Annotated in this window: 13 protein-coding genes; 3 read left to right on the top strand and 10 right to left on the bottom strand. The window is 71.7% G+C overall.

What is annotated here, in order from left to right:
• Nucleotides 1-188: 188 nt before the first annotated feature.
• Both EV375_RS11580 and EV375_RS11575 read left to right on the top strand, forming a co-directional pair.
• A complete protein-coding gene (locus EV375_RS11580; RefSeq protein WP_130299373.1) occupies nucleotides 189-521 on the top strand; it encodes an ATP/GTP-binding protein in 333 nt (110 codons plus the stop codon).
• 481 nt (nucleotides 522-1,002) lie between these two features.
• The gene (locus EV375_RS11575) at nucleotides 1,003-2,676 is read left to right on the top strand and encodes an ATP-binding cassette domain-containing protein (protein ID WP_130299372.1); all 1,674 of its coding nucleotides are present in this window, start codon (nucleotides 1,003-1,005) and stop codon (nucleotides 2,674-2,676) included.
• Between the two features lie 55 nt (nucleotides 2,677-2,731).
• Here EV375_RS11575 and nrfD read toward each other — a convergent pair whose 3' ends face one another.
• From nrfD to mce, 10 genes are all read right to left on the bottom strand, one after another.
• The gene (nrfD, locus tag EV375_RS11570; RefSeq protein WP_486588724.1) at nucleotides 2,732-3,649 is read right to left on the bottom strand and encodes an NrfD/PsrC family molybdoenzyme membrane anchor subunit; all 918 of its coding nucleotides are present in this window, start codon (nucleotides 3,647-3,649) and stop codon (nucleotides 2,732-2,734) included.
• A gap of 371 nt (nucleotides 3,650-4,020) precedes the next feature.
• A complete protein-coding gene (locus EV375_RS11565) occupies nucleotides 4,021-5,082 on the bottom strand; it encodes a 4Fe-4S dicluster domain-containing protein (protein WP_130299370.1) in 1,062 nt (353 codons plus the stop codon).
• On the bottom strand, nucleotides 5,079-8,348 hold the full coding sequence (gene fdh / locus EV375_RS11560; protein ID WP_130299369.1) for a formate dehydrogenase: 3,270 nt from the start codon (nucleotides 8,346-8,348) through the stop codon (nucleotides 5,079-5,081). The genes EV375_RS11565 and fdh overlap by 4 nt, the downstream gene beginning before the upstream one ends.
• Nucleotides 8,349-8,498: 150 nt before the next feature.
• Entirely contained in the window at nucleotides 8,499-9,596 is a 1,098-nt protein-coding gene (locus EV375_RS11555) for an ABC transporter permease (protein ID WP_130299368.1), read from the bottom strand.
• Nucleotides 9,593-10,957 (bottom strand): ABC transporter ATP-binding protein, encoded by a 1,365-nt coding sequence (locus EV375_RS11550; protein WP_130299367.1) that lies wholly within the window; start codon nucleotides 10,955-10,957, stop codon nucleotides 9,593-9,595. Before EV375_RS11550 ends, EV375_RS11555 begins: the two co-directional genes overlap by 4 nt.
• 173 nt (nucleotides 10,958-11,130) lie before the next feature.
• A complete protein-coding gene (locus EV375_RS11545) occupies nucleotides 11,131-11,901 on the bottom strand; it encodes an ABC transporter permease (protein ID WP_130299366.1) in 771 nt (256 codons plus the stop codon).
• A complete protein-coding gene (locus tag EV375_RS11540; RefSeq protein WP_130299365.1) occupies nucleotides 11,901-12,866 on the bottom strand; it encodes an ATP-binding cassette domain-containing protein in 966 nt (321 codons plus the stop codon). The genes EV375_RS11545 and EV375_RS11540 overlap by 1 nt, the downstream gene beginning before the upstream one ends.
• A gap of 315 nt (nucleotides 12,867-13,181) precedes the next feature.
• Complete coding sequence (locus EV375_RS11535; protein WP_130299364.1) at nucleotides 13,182-14,141, bottom strand: cellulose-binding protein; 960 nt, start codon at nucleotides 14,139-14,141, stop codon at nucleotides 13,182-13,184.
• A gap of 123 nt (nucleotides 14,142-14,264) precedes the next feature.
• Complete coding sequence (scy, locus tag EV375_RS11530; protein WP_130299363.1) at nucleotides 14,265-17,618, bottom strand: polarized growth protein Scy; 3,354 nt, start codon at nucleotides 17,616-17,618, stop codon at nucleotides 14,265-14,267.
• Between the two features lie 171 nt (nucleotides 17,619-17,789).
• Nucleotides 17,790-18,251 (bottom strand): methylmalonyl-CoA epimerase, encoded by a 462-nt coding sequence (gene mce, locus EV375_RS11525; protein ID WP_130299362.1) that lies wholly within the window; start codon nucleotides 18,249-18,251, stop codon nucleotides 17,790-17,792.
• 304 nt (nucleotides 18,252-18,555) lie between these two features.
• Here mce and EV375_RS11520 point away from each other — a divergent pair, with 304 nt between their 5' ends.
• The gene (locus tag EV375_RS11520) at nucleotides 18,556-19,746 is read left to right on the top strand and encodes an acetyl-CoA C-acetyltransferase (protein WP_130301775.1); all 1,191 of its coding nucleotides are present in this window, start codon (nucleotides 18,556-18,558) and stop codon (nucleotides 19,744-19,746) included.
• The last annotated feature ends 134 nt before the right edge of the window (nucleotides 19,747-19,880 follow it).

The raw sequence follows: 19,880 nt of genomic DNA, 5'->3' as shown, positions 1-19,880 counted from the left end.
ACCCCTCCTGGCATTAACGGCTGACACGTGCCATGGGCACGGCCTCGCTGGTGCCGATTGTTCCGATGAACGGCTCGCGGCGTCGGCTGTTCGCCCTATCGGTCCGTTCCTGCACCGGGGCTGCGGTTATGCGGGGGATCTGTGGCTACTGTGGGGAGCGCCCGCCCTCCGAACCTCCGAGGTGTTCCGTGTCTCCGCGTCGAAACCGTCCCCGCGGCGGTTCAGCCAAGCCCCCCGCCGTGGACCGCCGCGACGAGGGTCCGGGAATGCGGTACGGGCTGGAGCGCACCGAGGAGTGGCGCGGCGAGGACTGGGCCGTACGGCAGGTCGGCGGCTCGACGGGCAAGCGGTACCGCTGCCCCGGCTGCGACCAGGAGATCCCGCCCGGGGTGCCGCATGTGGTCGCCTGGCCCCGGCTGGGCGACGTGGACGACCGGCGGCACTGGCACAAGGCCTGCTGGAGTGCCCGAGACCGGCGCGGCACGCGGGTTCAGCGCTCACGCAACGCGCCCCGGTACTGAATCCCGAATCCTGAATCCGTACCGGAGCCTGGTGCGGAGTCCCGGGACGCACCCCGGTACTCGGTTCCGGTGCCGGGTCCGTCACTGGTCCCGGGCCCGGTCTCGCCGAGGGAGGCCGGGGCGGAGCCGCCCGGTACCCAACGTCCCGGTCCTGCACGCGCCCTGCCCGCCCGGTGGCCTCTCGGCCCGGCGGCGGCGCGGGTGGCCGCTGTACACTTCCAGGGTCCTGTCGTCTCCGATAGAGGTGGACGTTGCGCATCTGAGGTCCGCGATCACCACGCGCCACGGCACTGCCGTGCGAGCGTCACGCCGAGCAGGCTTCCCGGCCGCCCGTGACGACGAAGCGTGGATGCGACCTCGGCATCGGCCGTCCCCACCCCCTCCAGGGCCAGGGCCACACCCCTTCTGAGGGTTCCCGCCGCCGCGTGGTGCTCGCACACGACGTCCTTTGCCCGCCGCGCACGCGACTGCGAGAATCACCATGCCCAACGCCGAAACCGGCTTCAACACCCCTGGCCCCTCCGTGACTTGCTCCGGGCTGTCCTTCCGGTGGCCCGACGGCACCGTCGTCTTCGACCGCCTGTCGCTCACCATCGGACGGGGCCGCACCGGCCTCGTCGGCGCCAACGGCTCCGGCAAGTCGACACTGCTCGGCCTGCTGGCCGGGCGCCTTCGGCCCGCCGAGGGGTCCGTCACCGTGGGCGGCAGCCTCGCCCACCTCCCGCAGGACATCACCCTCGACACGGCGCTCCGCGTCGAGGAGGCACTCGGCATCGCCGAACGCCGCCGCGCCCTGCGGGCCATCGAGGCGGGGGACGTGAGCGAGGAGCACTTCGAGACGGTCGGCGACGACTGGGACGTCGAGGAACGGGCCCTGGCGACGCTGGACTCCCTCGGCCTCGGCGCAGCCGGCCTGGACCGCAGCGTCGGCGAGCTGTCCGGCGGCGAGACCGTGTTGCTGCGCCTGGCAGCGCTGCTCCTGGAGCGTCCCGACGTGCTGCTGCTGGACGAACCGACCAACAACCTCGACCTGTTCGCCCGCCGGCGGTTCCACGAGGCCGTCGAGTCCTGGCGGTCGGGCGCCCTGGTCGTGGTCAGCCACGACCAGGAACTGCTGGAGCGGGTGGACCGCATCGCGGAGGTGCGTTCCGGTTCGGTGACTTTGTACGGAGGCGGCTGGTCCGCGTACCGGGAGGCGCTGGCCGCACAGCAGGAGGCGGCAGGCCGGACACTGCGCGCCGCGGAGTCCGACGTACGCCGGCAGAAGCGCGAACTGGAGGAGACGCAGACCAAACTGGCACGCCGCCGGCGCACCAGTAAGAAGATGGACGACCGGCGGCGGGCCCCGCGAATCGTCGCCGGGGAACGCAAACGGTCGGCGCAGGAGTCGGCGGGCAGACTGCGCGGCGTGCAGGAGGACCGTCTCCACGAGGCGCGCGAGAGGCGGGAGGCTGCCGCGGAGGCGGTACGGAACGACGAGGAGATCCGCGTCGGACTTCCCGGCACCGCGGTGCCCGCGGGCCGCACCGTGCTGACCCTGCGCGAGCTGCGCCCCCGGTACGGGAGACTGCACGAAGCGGACCTCCAGGTGCGCGGCCCCGAACGCGTCGCCCTGGTGGGACGCAACGGCGCGGGCAAGACCACGCTGCTGCGCACCCTCGCCGGCCGGCTCGAACCGCTGTCGGGCGAGGCCGAGGTGTCCGTACCGCTGCGCTTCCTGCCGCAGCGACTGGACGTGCTGGACGAGGAGTTGAGCGTTGCCGCGAACGTGGCCCGTGTGGCTCCCGGGGTGACGGACAATCAGATCCGTTCGCAGCTCGCACGCTTCCTGTTCAAGGGGGCGCGTGCCGAACAGCCCGCGGGCACCCTCTCCGGCGGGGAGCGCCTGCGGGCCGCTCTCGCCGCGATGCTGCTCGCCGCTCCGCCGCCTCAGCTGCTCATGCTGGACGAGCCGACCAACAACCTCGACGCGTCGGGCGTGCGGCAGCTGACGAGTGCGCTCGCCTCGTACGAGGGAGCGCTGCTCGTCGCCGCCCACGACCTGCGCTTCCTGGAGGCGGTCGGGATCACGCGCTGGCTGTTCGTCGGGGAGGAGCTTCAGGAGACCGGCGTCGACGAGATCCGCGACCTGCTGGCGGACCCGGGCGACGGCTGATCCGGGCGACGGCCGGCCCGGGCGGTCACCGGCCCGGGTTCCCGGACCCGCCCGCTCATCCGGCGGCTGCGCCGTCCTGCTCGCGGCGGCGCAGCCGCTCGCGCTGCGGCACGACGGTGTACTTCGGGTCCTTGGAGGACTCGAGTCCCGCGTGGAAGACGCCCAGACGTGTGCATGCGGAGGCCGCGACGAGAGCCAGCCCGCTGGCACCCGCGGCCACGCGGCTGCGCCCCGCGAGCAGCGCGGCGCCCGCCGCACCCGCCGCCGACAGCGTCTCGGCGGCACGCATCCAGCGCCCGCCCCGGCCGCTGCGGTAGACCTCGGCGACGAGGCCGAGCCTGCGCTCCATGGCCTTCGTCGCCACGTTCTCCAGCGCGGTTCCGGCGAGCGCGGCGGAGCGGGCCGGACCGTTCTCCGCGGTGGGGGACATCGCAAGTGCCATGCCGGAGGCGGCCGTTGCGGCCGAGCCCACGAAGACGAAAGGCAACTCGCGATAGCCCTCGTGCCAGCCCGGCACGGCCGTGTCCGCCGCGAGCACCGCCGTGTACGCGGCGACGGCCGGCCCGAGCAGTGCCGCGCCCGCGCCGGCCGCACGGCCGACCCGTGGCAGCCTCCCCGTCAGGTCGCACGCCGCGGCCGCTGCGCAGGCCGGCCCGTACGCCGACAGCAGCCACGAACCGACGCTCATGGGGGAGGTCGGCTTGAACACGCGGAGCATGTTGGCGAAACGTCCGGGGCGGCCCAGGTCGTGGATGAGGGCGGCGGCCGAACCGGCGACGGCGACGGCCGAGCTGGTCTTCAGCGCACGGGCCATGACGGGCCGTCCCGTCAGCTCCGCTCCCGCGGCCAGCACCGAGCCGGCGCCTGCCAGGCCACCGAGGAAGAAATAGCCCGCGATGTTCAGCGGCTTCCAGGCCGGCTGGTTGAGCACCGGCCTGCCGTAGTACGAGGTGAATTCGGCTTCCGGCACCATCGTCCGCTCGCCCTTGCGGCCGCGCCTGCGGCCGCGGCGGTGCCTGCCCTTGCCCTTGGGCCCGCTCCCGGCACGGCCGGTGTCACGGTCCGCCTCCCGCGGCCGGTCCCGGCTCGCCTGCGCCTCCCGGGTGGCGGGCGCGCCGTCGCCGTCTTCGCGGGTGAGGTCCTGTGCGCCCACGAGTGCGGCACGTCCCGGACGTACGCCCCGCAGCCCTTCCTTCGTGACGTCGGCGACGCTGCCCGACTCGCGTTCCTCGGCCGGGTTGCCGTAGATCCGGCCCGGCTTGTAGCCGTTGCCGGTGCCGGCATCGCGGCCGTGTCCGCTCGTGCCGTGTCCGCTCGTGCCGTGCCCGCCGTCGCTCGCGCCGCTCATCGCCATGTCCTCCTCACCTGTTCACGGATGCTGCCGTGCGCCGCGAAGACGGCCGTCAGGCCGCCGAGCAGCGTGAGCGCCGCCGCCCCCGCGTGCCGCCACATGTCCGGCAGGTCACGTGTGGTCACGACGGGGTCCGGCGGCAGTCCGTACACCTCCGGTTCGTCCAGCAGGAGGAAGAAGGCACCGTCGCCGCCCACGCCGTCCTCGGGGTCGTGCCCGTACAGCCGCGCGTCGTGCACCCCGGCCTCCTGCAGCTGGTCCACCCGCTCCTGCGCCCGTACACGCAGCTCGTCCAGCGGCCCGAACTGGATGGACTCGGTGGGGCACGCCTTCGCGCAGGCCGGTTCCTGGCCGGCGCCGAGACGGTCGTAGCACATCGTGCACTTGAACGCCCTGCCGTCGTGCGGACGTTGCTCGATGACGCCGTACGGACAGGCCGGTACGCAGTAGCCGCAGCCGTTGCAGATGTCCTCCTGCACGACGACCGTGCCGAACTCGGTGCGGAAGAGCGAACCCGTGGGGCACACGTCGAGGCACGCGGCGTGTGTGCAGTGCTTGCAGACGTCGGAGGACATCAGCCAGCGGAACTCGCCGCGGCCGTCGCCGTCCGCCTGAGTGGTCCCGCCGGCGCCGGGCGTGGTCGGGGTGACCGCCGCATCCTCGGGCGGTGTGCCCGAACCCTGCGACGCGAGAGCGAGGACGTCGACGTCGCTGTGGTCCACGTCGGAGTGTGCGTGCCCGACGGGTTTGCTCTGCTCGATGAACGCGACGTGCCGCCACGTCGAGGCGCCGAGGCCCTGGGTGTTGTCGTAGCTCATCCCGGTCAGGTCGAGACCGTCCTCCGGGATGGCGTTCCACTCCTTGCACGCCACCTCGCACGCCTTGCAGCCGATGCAGACGGAGGTGTCCGTGAAGAAGCCCATGCGGGGCGGGTGTTCGCCGGGCGCGCCGTGTCCGGCGTCCCCGGCCGGGTCCCTCTCGGGGCCGGCCAGCAGGTTGCGTCCGACGAGGGAGCCGTCACCGCTTCGGGTCCGCCGCGTGCCGGAGCCGGTCATCCCCGTACCTCCATTCCCGTCTCCTCGCCGACGCCGCCGCGCTCCCGGTACTCCTCCAGCAGCCGCAGCAGGTCCTGGCCGCGGGGCCTGCGCCCCGGGCGGATGTCGGCGGTGAGGGCCTTGACTTCCTGAATGTGCACGTTCGGGTCGAGGGCGATGGACGTCAGCTCGTTCGCCGAATCACCCGTGGAGTAGCCGTTGCGTCCCCAGTGGTAGGGCAGCCCGATCTGGTGGACGGTGCGCCCGCCGGCCCGCAGCGGGGACATCCGCTCCGTGACGAGCACCCGCGCCTCGACGGCGGAGCGCGCCGTGACGATCGTCGCCCACCCCGCGTGCTCCAGGCCGCGCTCGGCGGCCAGCTCCGGCGAGACCTCGCAGAAGAACTCCGGTTGCAGCTCCGCCAGATACGGCGACCAGCGGGTCATGCCGCCGCCGGTGAAGTGCTCGGTGAGGCGGTACGTGGTGACCACGTACGGATACACATCGCCGCCGGGCTCCGTCGCGTCGGGGTGGTATCGGTTGTGCTCGCGCGCGAAGATCTGCCGGACGGGGCTGCGCTGCTGCCCGTACAGCGGGTTGGTGACCGGGGAGTCCTGCGGCTCGTAGTGCGTGGGCATCGGCCCGTCGAGGAGACCGGCCGGTGCGTAGAGCCAGCCCTTGCCGTCGGCCTGCATGATGAACGGGTCGACGCCGCTGATGGCGTCGGGGCCCGTCGCACCCGGTTCCGGGCGGAAGGACGGCGGCCGGTCGGCGATGAAGTCGGGAACGTCGTGCCCGGTCCAGCGGCCCTCGCTCTCGTCCCACCACACCAGCGCCTTGCGGCTGCTCCACGGATTGCCGTCGGGGTCGGCGGAGGCGCGGTTGTAGAGGATGCGCCGGTTGAGCGGCCACGCCCACGCCCACTCCGAGGCGACCCAGTCCTGCTCCGTGTGGGGTTTCCTGCGGGCCGCCTGGTTGACGCCGTCGGCGCGGACCCCGCAGTAGATCCAGCAGCCGCACGAGGTGGAGCCGTCGTCCTTCAACTGCTGGTAGCCGGAGAGGGGCCGGCCGTCGGCGTCGTAGCCGTTGATCTCGGCGAGCACCGCCTCGGCGCTCGGCTCCTCCAGTCGTCCCTCGGTCGGGTAGTCCCAGGTGACATCGAGGAGCGGACGGTCCACCGGGTCCCTGGAGTTCTTGAGCCGCTCGCGGATCCGCCTGCCGAGGTGGTACATGAACCACAGGTCGCTGCGGGCCTCGCCGTCGGGTTCCCTTGCCGCCTGGTGCCACTGCACGTACCGGTTGGTGTTGGTGAAGGACCCCGCCTTCTCGGTGTGCGCGGCCGCGGGGAAGAAGAAGACCTCGGTGCCGATGTCCTCGGTGCGCAGCTCGCCCGTCTCGATCTCCGGGCCGTCCTTCCACCACGTCGCCGATTCGACGAGTGAGAAGTCCCGGACGACCTGCCACTCCAGGTTCGCCATTCCGAGGCGCTGCATACGGGAGTTGGCGGAGCCGACGGCGGGGTTCTCACCCATGAGGAAGTAGCCCTTGCACACGCCGTCGAGCTGGTTGAGCACGGTGTCGTACGTGCTGTGCGAGCCGGTGAGCCGTGGCAGATGCCCGAAGCAGTAGTCGTTCTCGGCGGTGGCCGCGTCTCCCCAGTAAGCCTTCATCAGACTGACGAAGTAGGAGCGCATGTTGCCCCAGAAGCCCTTGTCGGACCGTACCGCTTCGATGAACTTGTCGAGGTCCTCGTTCTCGTGGGCGTGCGGCATCGGGATGTAGCCGGGCAGCAGGTTGAAGAGGGTGGGGATGTCGCTGGAGCCCTGGATGCTGGCGTGGCCCCGCAGCGCCTGGATGCCGCCGCCGGGACGGCCGATGTTGCCCAGCAGCAGCTGGAGGATGCAGGCGGTACGGATGTACTGGGCACCGACGGTGTGCTGCGTCCAGCCGACCGCGTAGCAGAACTCGCTCGTGCGGTCCGGTCCGGAGTTCTCCACGAGCGCGCGGCACACCTCGAGGAACGTCTTCCGCGGAATGCCGCAGGTCTCCTCGACCATCTCCGGGGTGTAGCGCGAGAAGTGCCGTTTGAGGATCTGGTAGACGCAGCGCGGGTCCTGAAGCGTGCGGTCCTGCCGCGACTCGGACTCGCCCGCGAGCGGCGGCCCGCCCGCACCGTGCGCCTCCGCCTTTCCCGAACCGCCCGGTGCGCGGGGACCCTGGATGCGCTCGTCGTACAGCGCGTCGCGCTCCCCGGAGGCCGCCTGGATGGGGCGTCCGCCCTCGTAGTGCCAGGAGTGCATCTCGTAGCGGCGGCTGTCCGGGTTCAGGCCGGAGAAGACACCGTCGAGGTCCTCGGTGTCCTCGAAATCCTCGCCGATGACGGTGGCGGCGTTGGTGTACTCCAGGACGTAATCGCGGAAGTCGGAGCCCGTGCTGAGCACGTGGTTGATGATGCCGCCGAGGAAGGCGATGTCCGTGCCGGCCCGGATCGGCACATGCAGATCGGCCAGCGCACTCGTACGTGTGAACCGCGGATCGACGTGGATGACCTTGGCGCCGCGTGCCTTGGCCTCCATCACCCACTGGAAGCCGACGGGATGCGCCTCCGCGAAGTTCGAGCCCTCGATGACGATGCAGTCGGAGTTCTGCAGATCCTGAAGGAAAGTGGTGGCGCCCCCGCGCCCGAAGGACGTTCCCAGTCCGGCGACGGTCGAGCTGTGGCAGACCCGCGCCTGGTTCTCGATCTGGACGACGCCCAGAGCCGTGAAGAACTTCTTGATCAGGTAGTTCTCCTCGTTGTCCAGCGCGGCGCCGCCGAGCGTCGCGATGCCGAGGGTGCGGTTGACGCGCATCCCCTCGTGCTCGCTCTCCCAGGTCTCCCGCCGCGTGCGGATCACCCGTTCCGCCACCATGTCCATGGCGGTCCCCAGGTCCAGCCGCTCCCAGTCCGTCGCGTACGGACGCCGGTAGAGGACCTCGTGACGGCGCGCGTCGCCGGTGGTGAGCTGGAGCGTCGCGGAGCCCTTGGGGCAGAGCCGGCCACGGCTGACGGGGGAGTCGGGGTCTCCCTCGATCTGGACGACCTCGCCGTCCTTCACGTAGACGTTCTGCCCGCAGCCCACCGCACAGTACGGGCAGACCGACTTCACGACCTCGTCGGCCTCCTCGGTGCGAGGCCGGAGACCTCGTGTGTACGCGGAGGAGGCGGCGGCGCCGCGCCCCAGGGGATCGTCTCCGGTGAGCTGCCGGTAAACAGGCCAGCTCTCGAGCCAGGTGCGTACACCCATCGCCGTCCTCCGTCCACGTGCGTCCACGGATCGCGCGGGACCAGTGCCCCGCTCGCCCGGATTCACTCGTGGTGGACCGGCAGCCGGCGGTGTGCGGCAGCCGGGACGCGCGGACGCGCGTACGCGACCGGCGCGTACGCGCGCTCCGCGTCACACGTCCCGGCGGTTCAGCAGCGCGAAGGCGAGCGTCAGTACGACCGCCGTCGCGATGGCGAGGATTCCCAGCAGCGGCCAGCCCGTCGCGGTCTGATCCTCCGACATGGGGATGCGGTACAGGGACGCCAGCCCGTTGAGCGGCGAGTACTCCATGAGCACCTCACGGAAGTCGCTGAGCGTCTCGCCGATCATGAACAGGGCGAGCACCAGCGGCAGCAGAACGAGCCCCATCATCGCCGTGATCGCTCCGGCCGAGTGCCTCAGCAGCGCACCGACGGCCAGGGCCAGCAGGCCCAGCAGCGCCACGTACAGGGCGGCGCCGACCGTGGCTCCGAGCCACTGGCTGCTGCTCGCGACCAGCTCGCCGTTCTCGACGGAGTCCTTGAGCGGTCCCGACTTCGCCGCGAACTCCGGGACCTTCTGGCCGCTGAGCATCGTGGCGTTGATGAGAGCGGTGACCGAGCAGGCCGCCGCCGTCATGACGAACGCGAGCACGAAGAAGATCAGCGACTTGGCGGCCAGCACGCGGCCCCGCTTGGGGCACGCGGTCATGGTGGTGCGGATCATGCCGGTGCCGTACTCGGAGGTGACCACGAGCACGCCCAGCGTGATGACGCAGATCTGTCCGAGCATCAGCCCGAACAGGCCCGGGGCGAGCAGCGGCAGCCCGACGAAGTCGGTGTCGCTGAGCAGGAGCGCGGTCATCAGGCCGATGCCGACGACGAGGGCGAACATGACGCCGAGCGTCCACACCGTCGAGCGGACAGAACGGATCTTCGTCCACTCGGAGACGATCGCGTGGCCCAGGTGGGTGCGCGTGACGGGGATCGGGGAGGCATAGCCGCCGCCGTGCGCGGGGCCGCCCTGAGGGGCGCCCTGGGGACCGCCCTGGGGACCGCCTTGTGGAGGCCCGTACGGCGCTCCCTGAAAGCCCTGCGGAGGGGGCGCCGTCGCTGTGCCGGCGGCCGCCGCGCCTCCCGCGTGCTGTGCCGCGCCGTGCTGCGGCTGGAACTCCTGGCCCTGGTACGGCTGTTGGGGCGGCTGCTGCGCGGGGTGCGGCTGCTGGTGGTGCGGGTTGTTCGGCGTGGTCATCGGGCGTCGTCCTCGCTGTCGGGCCGGGAAGCGTCGGTGGGGGCGGCGGGCGCGGCAGGCGCCGGCGGTCCGCCCGGCACCGGCGGCGCCTGCGGGGGCCCGCCCTGGGGCTGCTGGGCCGCCACGTGCGCGTACGGGTCAGGGGTGCCGCCCGGCACCGGCTGCGGTCCGTAGCCGTGCCCCGCGCCGTAACCGGGCCCCGCGCCGTACGGGCCTGCCGGCTGCGCGGGCGCCCCGCCGGGCGCAGGCCCCCAGCCGCCCGCGGCACCCGCACCCACGGGCGCGCCTCCCTGCGGCGGCATCGCGCCGGGCATACCCGGCGCTCCCGGCATGCCAGGTGCTCCGGGCGCTCCCGGACCCATCGGCACTCCGAGCTGGGACGCAGCCAACTGCTGTTGCTGCGGAGGCGGTTGTTGCGCCTGCTGGAAGCCGGCGCGCTGGTCGGCCGAGGAGCGGTAGTCCACCGCCCCCTGCGTCAGCTGCATGTACGCCTCTTCCAGCGACGCCTGGTGCGGGGAGAGTTCCCAGAGCCGTACGTCCGCGTTGTGCGCCAGTTCGGAGATCTGCGGCAGCGGCAGGCCGTTGACGCGCAGCGCTCCGTCGTCCTCCGGTTGCACGTGGCCGCCCGCCTCCTGCACGGCGGAGGTCAGCTTCTCCCGCTGCCCCGGGTCGCCGTCCGGCGTACGGACACGGGCGAAGCCCACCGAGTTCTGCGCGATGAACTCCTTCACCGAGGTGTCCGCCATCAGCTGCCCGCGGCCGATGACGATCAGATGCTCGGCGGTCAGCGCCATTTCGCTCATCAGGTGCGAGGAGACGAAGACGGTGCGGCCCTCGCCCGCCAGCTGCTTCATCAGATTGCGGACCCACAGGATGCCTTCGGGGTCCAGGCCGTTGACCGGCTCGTCGAAGAGCAGCACCTGCGGGTCGCCGAGGAGGGCGGCCGCGATGCCGAGCCGCTGGCCCATGCCGAGCGAGAAACCCTGGGAGCGCTTCTTGGCCACCTGCCTGAGCCCGACGACATCGAGAACCTCGTCCACACGGCGGGCCGGGATGCCCGAGAGCTGGGCCAGCGACAGCAGGTGGCTGCGTGCGGAGCGCCCTCCGTGCACGGCCTTGGCGTCCAGCAGCGCGCCGACCTGGCGCGGGGCGTTCGGCAGATCGCGGAACCGGCGGCCACCGATGGTGACCCGGCCCGCGGTCGGGGTGTCCAGGCCCAGGATCATCCGCATCGTCGTCGACTTGCCGGAGCCGTTGGGCCCCAGGAAGCCGGTGACGGCTCCCGGCCGCACCTGGAAGGACAAGTTGTAGACGGCCGTCTTGGCGCCGTAGCGCTTTGTCAGGCCGTACGCCTCTATCATCCGTTTGTCCCTGGACGAAGTTCGGGGCACGTTCGCCCCCGGACATGGCCTAGGAGGCTACAAGGCGCCCGATCGGTTCCGTCCGGTGGCCGACGCAACCGTCTCCCTGCCCGGCCCGGGAACCCGTCTCCCGTACAGCCAGGGGGAGTTCCGTTGCCGCCGCCCCGCGGAGGCTAGGCGTCGCGGCGCTTGAGGACGATCCAGCCGACGATCAGCGCCGCCACCGCCCACGCGGCCATGATCGCCAGGCCCTCGTAGGGCCCGTACGGACGGTTGAGCGACTCCGGCACGACTGCTGTGACCGTCTTGCCCGCCTGGTCCGGCAGATACTGCGCGTACTTCTTCGTCGCGCTGACCTGGCCGAGGATGTTGGAGATCAGGAAGAAGAACGGCATCAGGATCGCGAAGGCCAGCAGCGGGCTGCGCAGCACGAAGCTCAGGCCCATGGAGAAGAGAGCGATCAGCGTCATGTAGACCCCGCCGCCCAGCACGGCGCGCAGCACACCCTCGTCCTGGATCGAGACGCTGTTCTCGCCCAGCAGCGACTGCCCCACGAAGAAGGCCAGGAAGCTGGTGGCCATCCCGACGACCAGCACCAGCACCGTGGCGACGAAGATCTTGGAGGTGAGGAAGACGGTCCGCTGCGGCACGGCCGCGAGCGAGCTGCGGATCATGCCGGTGCTGTACTCGCTGGAGACGACCAGCACGCCGAAGGCGATCATGGCGAGCTGCCCGAGGCCGGAGCCCGAGAAGCTCGTCTGCGTGGCGTCGAAGGTGGCCTGCTGCTGCTTGCCCAGCTTGTCGAACTGCGATGCCGTGAAGGCGCAGATGAGGGCGGAGACCCCCACTGTCACGACGAGCGCCGTGGCCAGCGTCCACAGGGTCGAGCGCACTGAGCGGATCTTGGTCCACTCGGAGCGGATGACGCGCGTGGCGTGTGGCATTACCGCCTCCTCCTGACGGGCTTGCCGCCCTGGTCCGGCCGTTGCCCGGGCTGCGAGGCCTGAGTGGTCGCCTGGTATTCGACGGACTCCGCCGTCAGCCGCATGAACGCCTCCTCCAGCGAGGCCTTCTGGGGGCTCAGCTCGTGCAGCACGACCTGGTACCAGGCGGCGAGCTCGCCGATGCGGGCCGGTTCGATGCCCTCGACCTGCATGCCGCCGTCCCGCTCGAAGACCGGCATGACTCCGACGCTGCCCAGCACGTCACGCATCCGCTCGGGCTGTGGCGTGCGCACGCGTACGAAGGAGCGTGAGTTCTCGGCGATGAAGTCCGCCATCGACGTGTCCGCGAGGAGCTTGCCGCGCCCGATGACCACCAAGTGCTCCGCGGTCAGCGCCATTTCGCTCATGAGGTGGGACGAGACGAACACGGTGCGGCCCTCCGAGGCCAGGTGCTTCATCAGGTTGCGGATCCACTGGATGCCCTCGGGGTCCAGGCCGTTGACCGGCTCGTCGAACATCAGGATCTTCGGGTCGCCGAGCAGTGCCGCCGCGATGCCGAGCCGCTGCGCCATGCCCAGCGAAAAGCCCTTCGGACGCTTCTTCGCCACGTCGGTGAGCCCGACCAGGTCCAGTACCGTGCCGATCCGCTTCTTCGGGACGTTGTTGGCCTGCGCCATGCACAGCAGATGGTTGTAGGCGCTGCGCCCGCCGTGCACCGCCTTGGCCTCCAGCAGGGCGCCGATGTGGTTGAGGGGGTCGCGGAGCTGGTCGTAGCGCTTGCCGTCGATGTGCACGTCACCGCTCGTCGGCTTGTCCAGGCCGAGCATCATCCGCATCGTCGTGGACTTGCCCGCCCCGTTGGGGCCGAGGAAGCCGGTGACCACTCCGGGACGCACGCTGAAGGTGAGGTGGTCGACGGCTGTCTTGTCCCCGTACCGCTTGGTCAGGCCGCGCAGCTCAATCATGGGCCGACGCTATGCGCGTTGAGCGCCCGATGCCAGGGGGTGCGCGGGCTCACTCACATGCGTGCGCAAGGCTGTGCGGCCGGTTCCCGGTGCTTTCGCACATTGCGGACGGCACGGGCCCCGGTGCCCTCCGGCCGGTACGGGGCGGGACCGTCCCCGGAACGGGAGACCGCGCGTCACGCCGAACGAGCCGCGCCCGTGGCCGGTCGGGCCGGGCGGCCGGCGCCGGCGGACACGCGAAGGGCCCGGCACGCAGTGTGCCGGGCCCTTCGTACCGAGTGGCCGTTGGCCGGGTGTGGCCGGTGACCGGGTGCGTCAGCGGGACTGCTGCGCCGGGACGCTGCGGGCAGCGGACTCGTCGTCGGTGGCGGTCTCGCCCTCGTCGCCGCCCTGGCCGGCGGCGGCAACCGCCGCACCCGTGAGGGTGGCCAGCATCTCGCGCACGTTGGTCAGCTGCGCGTTGATGCTGTCGCGGCGGTTGGTGAGGGCCGCCAGCTCGCGCTCCGACTCGCTGCGGACGCGGTCGGCCTTGGCGTTGGCGTCGGCCACGATGTCCTCGGCCTGGCGCTGGGCCGTCTCCACCGTCTGACGGGCGCGGCGCTCCGCGTCCGTGCGCAGCTTCTCGGCCTCCAGCCGCAGCTGCTCCGCACGGTGCTCGATCTCCGCGAGGCGCTTCTCCGCCTTCGCCTGACGGGAGGCGAGGTCACGCTCGGACTGCTCGCGGCGCTTGGCGAGGTTCGTCTCGAAGTCCGCGGCGGCCTGGGCGGCCTTCGCGCGGGTGTCCTCGAAGAGGGAGTCCGCCTCCTCGCGCTTGGACTGGGCGTCCTTCTCCGCCTCAGTGCGCAGCACAGTGGCTTCGCCCTTGGCCTTCTCGACGATGCCGGCGCCCTCGTCCTCGGCCTTGGCCTTGCGCTCGGCGGCGAACGCCTCGGCGTCGTTGCGCACCTGCTGGGCGGCGCTCTCGGCGAGCTCGCGGTGCTGGTCCGCGGCGCGACGGGCCTCGTCGCGCAGGTCCTTGGCCTCCTCCTCGGCGAGGCGGAGGATCTTCTCGACCCGCGCACCGAGCCCCGCGTAGGAAGGCTCTGCGTCGTTTACCTGGGCCTGGGCGTTCTGAGTCTCGAGGTGAAGCTCCTCGATGCGCTTTTCCAGCGAGGTGATTCGGGACAGTGCGCTGTCACGGTCGGCGACGAGCTTCGTGATGCGGTCGTCCACCTGCCCGCGGTCGTAGCCACGTCGCACGAGCTCGAAGCCGAAGGGGGAGGAAGTGTCGCTCATGGGTTTCCTGTCGAGTCAGACGGGTTATCAGACGGGGAGTTATAGGGGAATCCTAGGGGCCAAGACGGCGTGTCATCGAGCCATTGCGGGTTTGATCTGGAGAATGTGCGCTCGTTCGAGTGGCTAACTTCCGGACTCCTTGCCAGCGGGCCGAGTCGTACCTGCGCCAACTCCCGCCTTCACACCGTTGGTTGACTGTGTTTCGGCTCCGCCCTTCCTTCCGCCCCCGCTCTCCGGGCCACCGCCGGCTCCGGGGGTCTCGAAGGACTCCAGCGCTTCCAGTACGTCCTGCACGCGGGAGATCTCAGCGTTGATGTCCTCCTGGCGGCGCTCGAGCACCGCCAGTTCGCGCTGCCCGGCCTCGACGGTCCGCTCCGCCTCGGCCCTGGCCTCCTCACGGATCTGCTCCGCGTCCCGGATGAGTTCGGCCTTGCGCTGCTCGGCGTCCTTGAGCAGGCCCTCGGCCTTCTTCACCGCGGAGACGCGCACGTTGCTCGCCTCGTTGTCCGCCTCGCGCACGAGGCGAGCGGCCTTCTCCTCGGCTTCGCGCAGCTGTTCCTGCGCGGCCTTGACGAGCTTGTCGCAGCGCTCTCCCGCGGACTGCATCGCCTCGGAGGACTCCCTGCGCGCCCGCTCGTGCAGCTTCTCGATCTCGCGCTCGATCCGGGTGCGCTGCTCCTGCGTGCGCTCCCTGATCGCCGCGGCGTCGCTCCGGGCCTCGTCCAGCATGGTGTTGGAGTCGTTGCGGGCCTTCTCCACCACCTGGCGGCTGTCCTCGCGGGCCTCGCTGACCAGACGGTCCGACTCCCGCCGGGCCGCGCCCACCATGCTGTCGGCCTGCTCCTCGGCGGAGGTCTGGGTGCGGCGGGCCTCCTCACGCGCCTCGGCGAGCAGCCGGTCGGCCTGCTCCGCCGCGTCGTTGCGGCGGCGGGCGGCCTCCTCGCGCGCCTCGTCCAGAATCCGCTCGGACTCGGTACGCGTACGCTCCGCCTCGTCCAGGGCCTCGGAGACCGTCGTCTCCGCCATGGCCTTGGCGGCCTCGGACTCCTCCTGGGCCTCCCGGCGCAGCTGCGCCGCAGCCTTCTCGGCCTCCGCGCGCCGCCGGGTGATCTCCTCCTCGGCCTGCTCGTGCAGACCGGTGACCGAGTCGCGCACCTGCTGGGCGGTCTCCTCGGCGGTGCTGACCATCTCGGCGGCGCGACGCTCCGCCTCCTCCACGAGCCGGGCCGCCTCGCTCTGCGCGTCCTCGACCCGCTGCCGCGCCGTGGCCAGGAGCTCGTCGCTCTGCCTGCGCGCGTCCGTGCGCTCCCTGTGTGCCTCCTCACGGGCGCCGGCCAGCAACTCCTCGGCCTCGCGCCGCCGCCGGTCGGCCTCCTCGCGGGCGGCCTCCAGCGCTTCGGCCGCCTCCGTGTTCGTGCGCTCCGCGGCTGCGGCGGCCTCCGACCTGATGCGGTCGGCGGTGTCCTGGGCCTCGTTGCGCAGCCGCTCGGCCTCCGAGGCGGCGTCGCTGCGCAGCTGCACGGCCAGCGCCTCGCCCTCGGCGCGGGCCTGGGAGGCATCCGCGTGTGCCTCGCTGCGCAGCCGCTCGGCTGCCTCCTCCGCCTGCTGCTGGAGAGTGCGCAGCCGCTCGGCGGTCTCCGTGCGCAGCCGTTCGGTCTCGTTGCGGGCCTCGTCCCTCAGCCGCTCCGACTCGCTGTGCGCCTCGCGCAGTTCGCGCTCGGCCTCCGCGAGCTTGGTCTCCGCCTCGTTGTGCAGCCGTTCCAGCTCCGCGGCCGCTTCCGCCTTGCGGTCCTTGGCGGCCTGCTCGGCCTCCTCGCGGATGCGCCTGCCCGCCTCGTCGGCGTCCGTGCGCGTCTTGCCCGCCTGCTCCTCGGCGGTCGAACGCAGCTCCTCCGCCTCGGTGTTGGCGCGTTCGAGCGTCTCCTCGGCCTGGCGGCGCAGCGTCGTGGCGCGCTCGATGGCCTCGGTGCGCACACGCTCGCTCTCGGTACTGGCCTCGGTGCGGGTGTCCTCCGCGTCCGCCTTCGCCTTGACCAGGAGTTCCTCGGCGCGGTTCGCCGCGTCCTCGATCTGCTGGACGGCTTCGCGGCGCGCCTCCGCCCGCAGCCGCTCACCCTCCTCGACCGCCTCCGCGCGCAGCTGCTCGGCCTCCCCGCGCAGCCGCCGCGCCTCCTCCTGGAACTCGACGGTCCTCTCGCGGTACTCCTTGGTGTCGTCCTTGGCGGCGCCCTCGAGCTCCTCGACCATCCGCTCGGCCTCGGCGCGGAGCCGCTCCGCCTCCTCGTGGGCCTCCCGGCGGATGCGTTCGGCTTCTTCGGCGGCCCTGCCGGTGGTGGCCCTGGCCTCCTCGGACGCCTTGTCGAGTGCGTCCTCCGCGGTACGGGCGGCCTCGGCGAGCTGGTTCGCGGACTCCTCGGCCGACCGGGTACGGGCCTCGGCCTTGGCCTCCTCGATCAGCTGCTCGGCATGGGCCTTCGCCTCGTCGCGCAGCTGCTGGGCCTCGGCCTTGATGGCCTCGGACTCCTTGGTGGCCTCGCCGACCATGCGGGCCACTTCGTTCTTGGCGGTGCGCAGGCGCTGCTCGTTGTCCGACTCGGCGTCGGCGAGCAGCTTCTCCGCGGTCTCGCCCGCCTTCGTCAGCTTCTCCTCGGCCTCGGCGCGGGCCTCGCGCAGCGCGGCTTCGGCCTCCTGCATCCGCTCGCCGGCCCGGCGCACCAGGTCCGCGGCCTCGCGGCGGGAGGACTCCGACTCCGAGGTGGAGGAGGTGCGCAGGCGCTCCGCGTGCTCGCTGGCCTCCTGGGCCTGCGTCGAAGCGGAATTGAGCATCCGCTCCGCCTCGGCGCGCGCCCGGCGCAGGATCGCGTCGGCCTCCGCGCGGGCCTTCTCGGCCTCCGAGTTCATCCTGCTGCGGGTGTCGTCCGCGTGGCGCTCGGCCTCTTCGCGTGCCTGCTGGAGGGAGCGCTCGGACTCGGCGCGCGTCTCCTCCATGAGGCGCTGCGCCTGCTGTTCGGTACGGGCACGCAGCTGCTCGGCCCAGGCGACGTTCTCGTTGACGTGGGACTCGACGGTGGAGCGGCGCTCGGCGAGCTCCTGGTCGAGCTGCTGGCGGCGGCGCACCGCCTCGGCGTGCAGCTCCGACTCCAGGCGGGACTGCTGCTCGGCGCGCTCCTGGAGCAGCCGCTGCGTCTCCATGCGGGCGTCGCGCAGCTCGCGTTCGGCGTCGGCCCGCATCTGGTCGGCCTGCAGCTGGGCATTGCGCAGCAGCGCTTCGGCCTGCTGGGACAGGTTGTCGTAGCCGGCCGGGCGCGTGGCCAGAGCGCGGCGCGCCTCGTGCAGCTTGGCGCGCAGCACTTCGACCTGGTAGCCGAGGTCGTCGGCATGGTCGACGGCCTTCTCCCGCTCCTTCTTCAGCCGCTCCATCTCGGCCTCGAACTGCGAGAGGTGGTCGTCAGCCTCGTAGCGGTCGTAGCCCCGCACTGCGCGGTCCCATCCGTCCCCTGGTCGTGGTGGTGAACTGACCCCTCTTGCAGAGGGTGTCAGAACATCGGCAGATCTTCGGGGTCGGAACCCCCGGCCCGGACCCTCCTAGGGATGACGCGGAGGCCCGCCCCGGCCGAGAGGCCACTCTACCGGGCCGGGAAGCAGCCGTCAGTGGCTCGTTGTTGCCGATGAGTTCCCAGAGGTCCCGGGGACGGCAGCGGTGACCAACTCGGTGAGCACCCCGTGGCAGTCCTTGGGGTGCAGGAACGTGATGCGCGAGTCCATCGAGCCCCTGCGCGGCTCGTCGTAGAGCACGCGGACGCCCCGGCCGCGGATCTCCTCGGACTCGGCGTCGACGTCCGCGGTGCCGAAGGCGATGTGGTGGACACCCTCGCCGTTCTTGTCCAGCCACTTCGCGACGGTGGAGTCCTCGCGCACCGGCTCCAGGAGCTGGATGTACGAAGCGCCGCCGTCGTCCGTGCCGTTGATCCGGAGCATGGCCTCGCGGACCCCCTGCTCCTCGTTGACCTCGGTGTGGAAGACCTCGAAGCCGTACGTGGCACGGTAGAACTCGGTGGTCCTCTCCAGGTCGAAACAGGCGATCCCGATGTGGTCGATACGCGTCAGCATGGCCCCAGTGCAGCGTCTGCGTGCCCGGTTACGCAACGTGCGCACGGTCACACCCTTCGACCGGTGACCCGGGACAGTACCGCTCAGTACATTGGCGGAAGCCTGTTAACCCTCGTTATCCCCCTGGGCCTGGCGGCCCGGAGGTGCCCCCAACCCTGGGCCCGGCGGCCCGGAGGTACCCCCACCCCGCGCCTCGCGGCCGGGTGGACACCGCTCGGAGCCCCGCGGCCCGGGAGGACCCTCAGGAAGGGATCTGAACCTGATGACTGGTACGTCAGCTCGTACGGACGGCAACAGCACCTCGGTGATCGTCGCCGGTGCCCGTACGCCCATGGGACGGCTGCTCGGCTCGCTGAAGTCCTTCTCGGGCGCCGACCTCGGCGGCTTCGCGATCAAGGCGGCGCTGGAACGGGCCGGTATCAGCGGCGACCAGGTCGAGTACGTGATCATGGGCCAGGTGCTCCAGGCCGGCGCCGGCCAGATCCCGGCACGGCAGGCGGCCGTCAAGGCGGGCATCCCGATGAACGTGCCGGCGCTGACCGTCAACAAGGTCTGCCTCTCCGGGCTCGACGCGATCGCCCTGGCCGACCAGCTGGTGCGGGCGGGCGAGTTCGACATCGTCGTCGCCGGCGGACAGGAGTCGATGACGAACGCGCCGCACCTGCTGCCCAAGTCCCGTGAGGGATACAAGTACGGCGCCGTCGAGATGCTCGACGCGATGGCGCACGACGGGCTGACCGACTCCTTCGAGAACATCGCGATGGGCGCGTCGACGGAGAAGCACAACACCAGGCTCGGCATCGCACGTCCCGAACAGGACGAGGTCGCGGCACGCTCCCACCAGCGGGCGGCCGCGGCGCAGAAGAACGGCCTGTTCGAGGCAGAGATCACGCCGGTGGAGATCCCGCAGCGCAAGGGCGACCCCGTCGTCTTCAGCCAGGACGAGGGCATCCGCGGCGAGACCACCGCCGAGTCGCTGGGCAAGCTGAAGCCCGCCTTCGCCAAGGACGGGACCATCACGGCCGGTTCGGCCTCCCAGATCTCCGACGGTGCGGCGGCCGTCGTCGTGATGAGCCGCGCCAAGGCCGAGGAGCTGGGCGTCGAGTGGCTCGCGGAGATCGGTGCGCACGGCAACGTGGCCGGACCGGACAACTCCCTCCAGTCGCAGCCCTCCCGCGCGATCGAGCACGCGCTGGCGAAGGACGGCGCCGGCATCGAGGCGGCCGACCTCGACCTCATCGAGATCAACGAGGCGTTCGCAGCCGTCGCCGTCCAGTCAACGAAGGACCTCGGTGTCAGCCCCGAAAAGGTGAACGTCAACGGCGGCGCCATCGCCCTCGGGCACCCGATCGGCATGTCCGGTGCGCGTATCGTCCTGCACCTCGCCCTGGAGCTGCGGCGCAGGGGCGGCGGCACCGGCGCCGCCGCCCTGTGCGGCGGCGGAGGTCAGGGAGACGCGCTGCTGCTGCGGGTTCCGGGGAACGCGGGCCGGTAGGCCCACCGGTACGAGCCTGATCGAGCCGGTCCCGGCAGTGGCCCGGGACCGGCAGGCACAGGTGGCCAGAAGGCCGGCCGGAGGCCGGCGGGCAGACAGGGAGCCGGCCACGGGCCGGCGGCCCGGAAAGCACA

The organism is Streptomyces sp. CNZ301 (assembly GCF_004217425.1).
The sequence above is the reverse complement of the archived record's forward strand: the minus strand, read 5'-3'. Positions and strand labels throughout refer to the sequence as shown.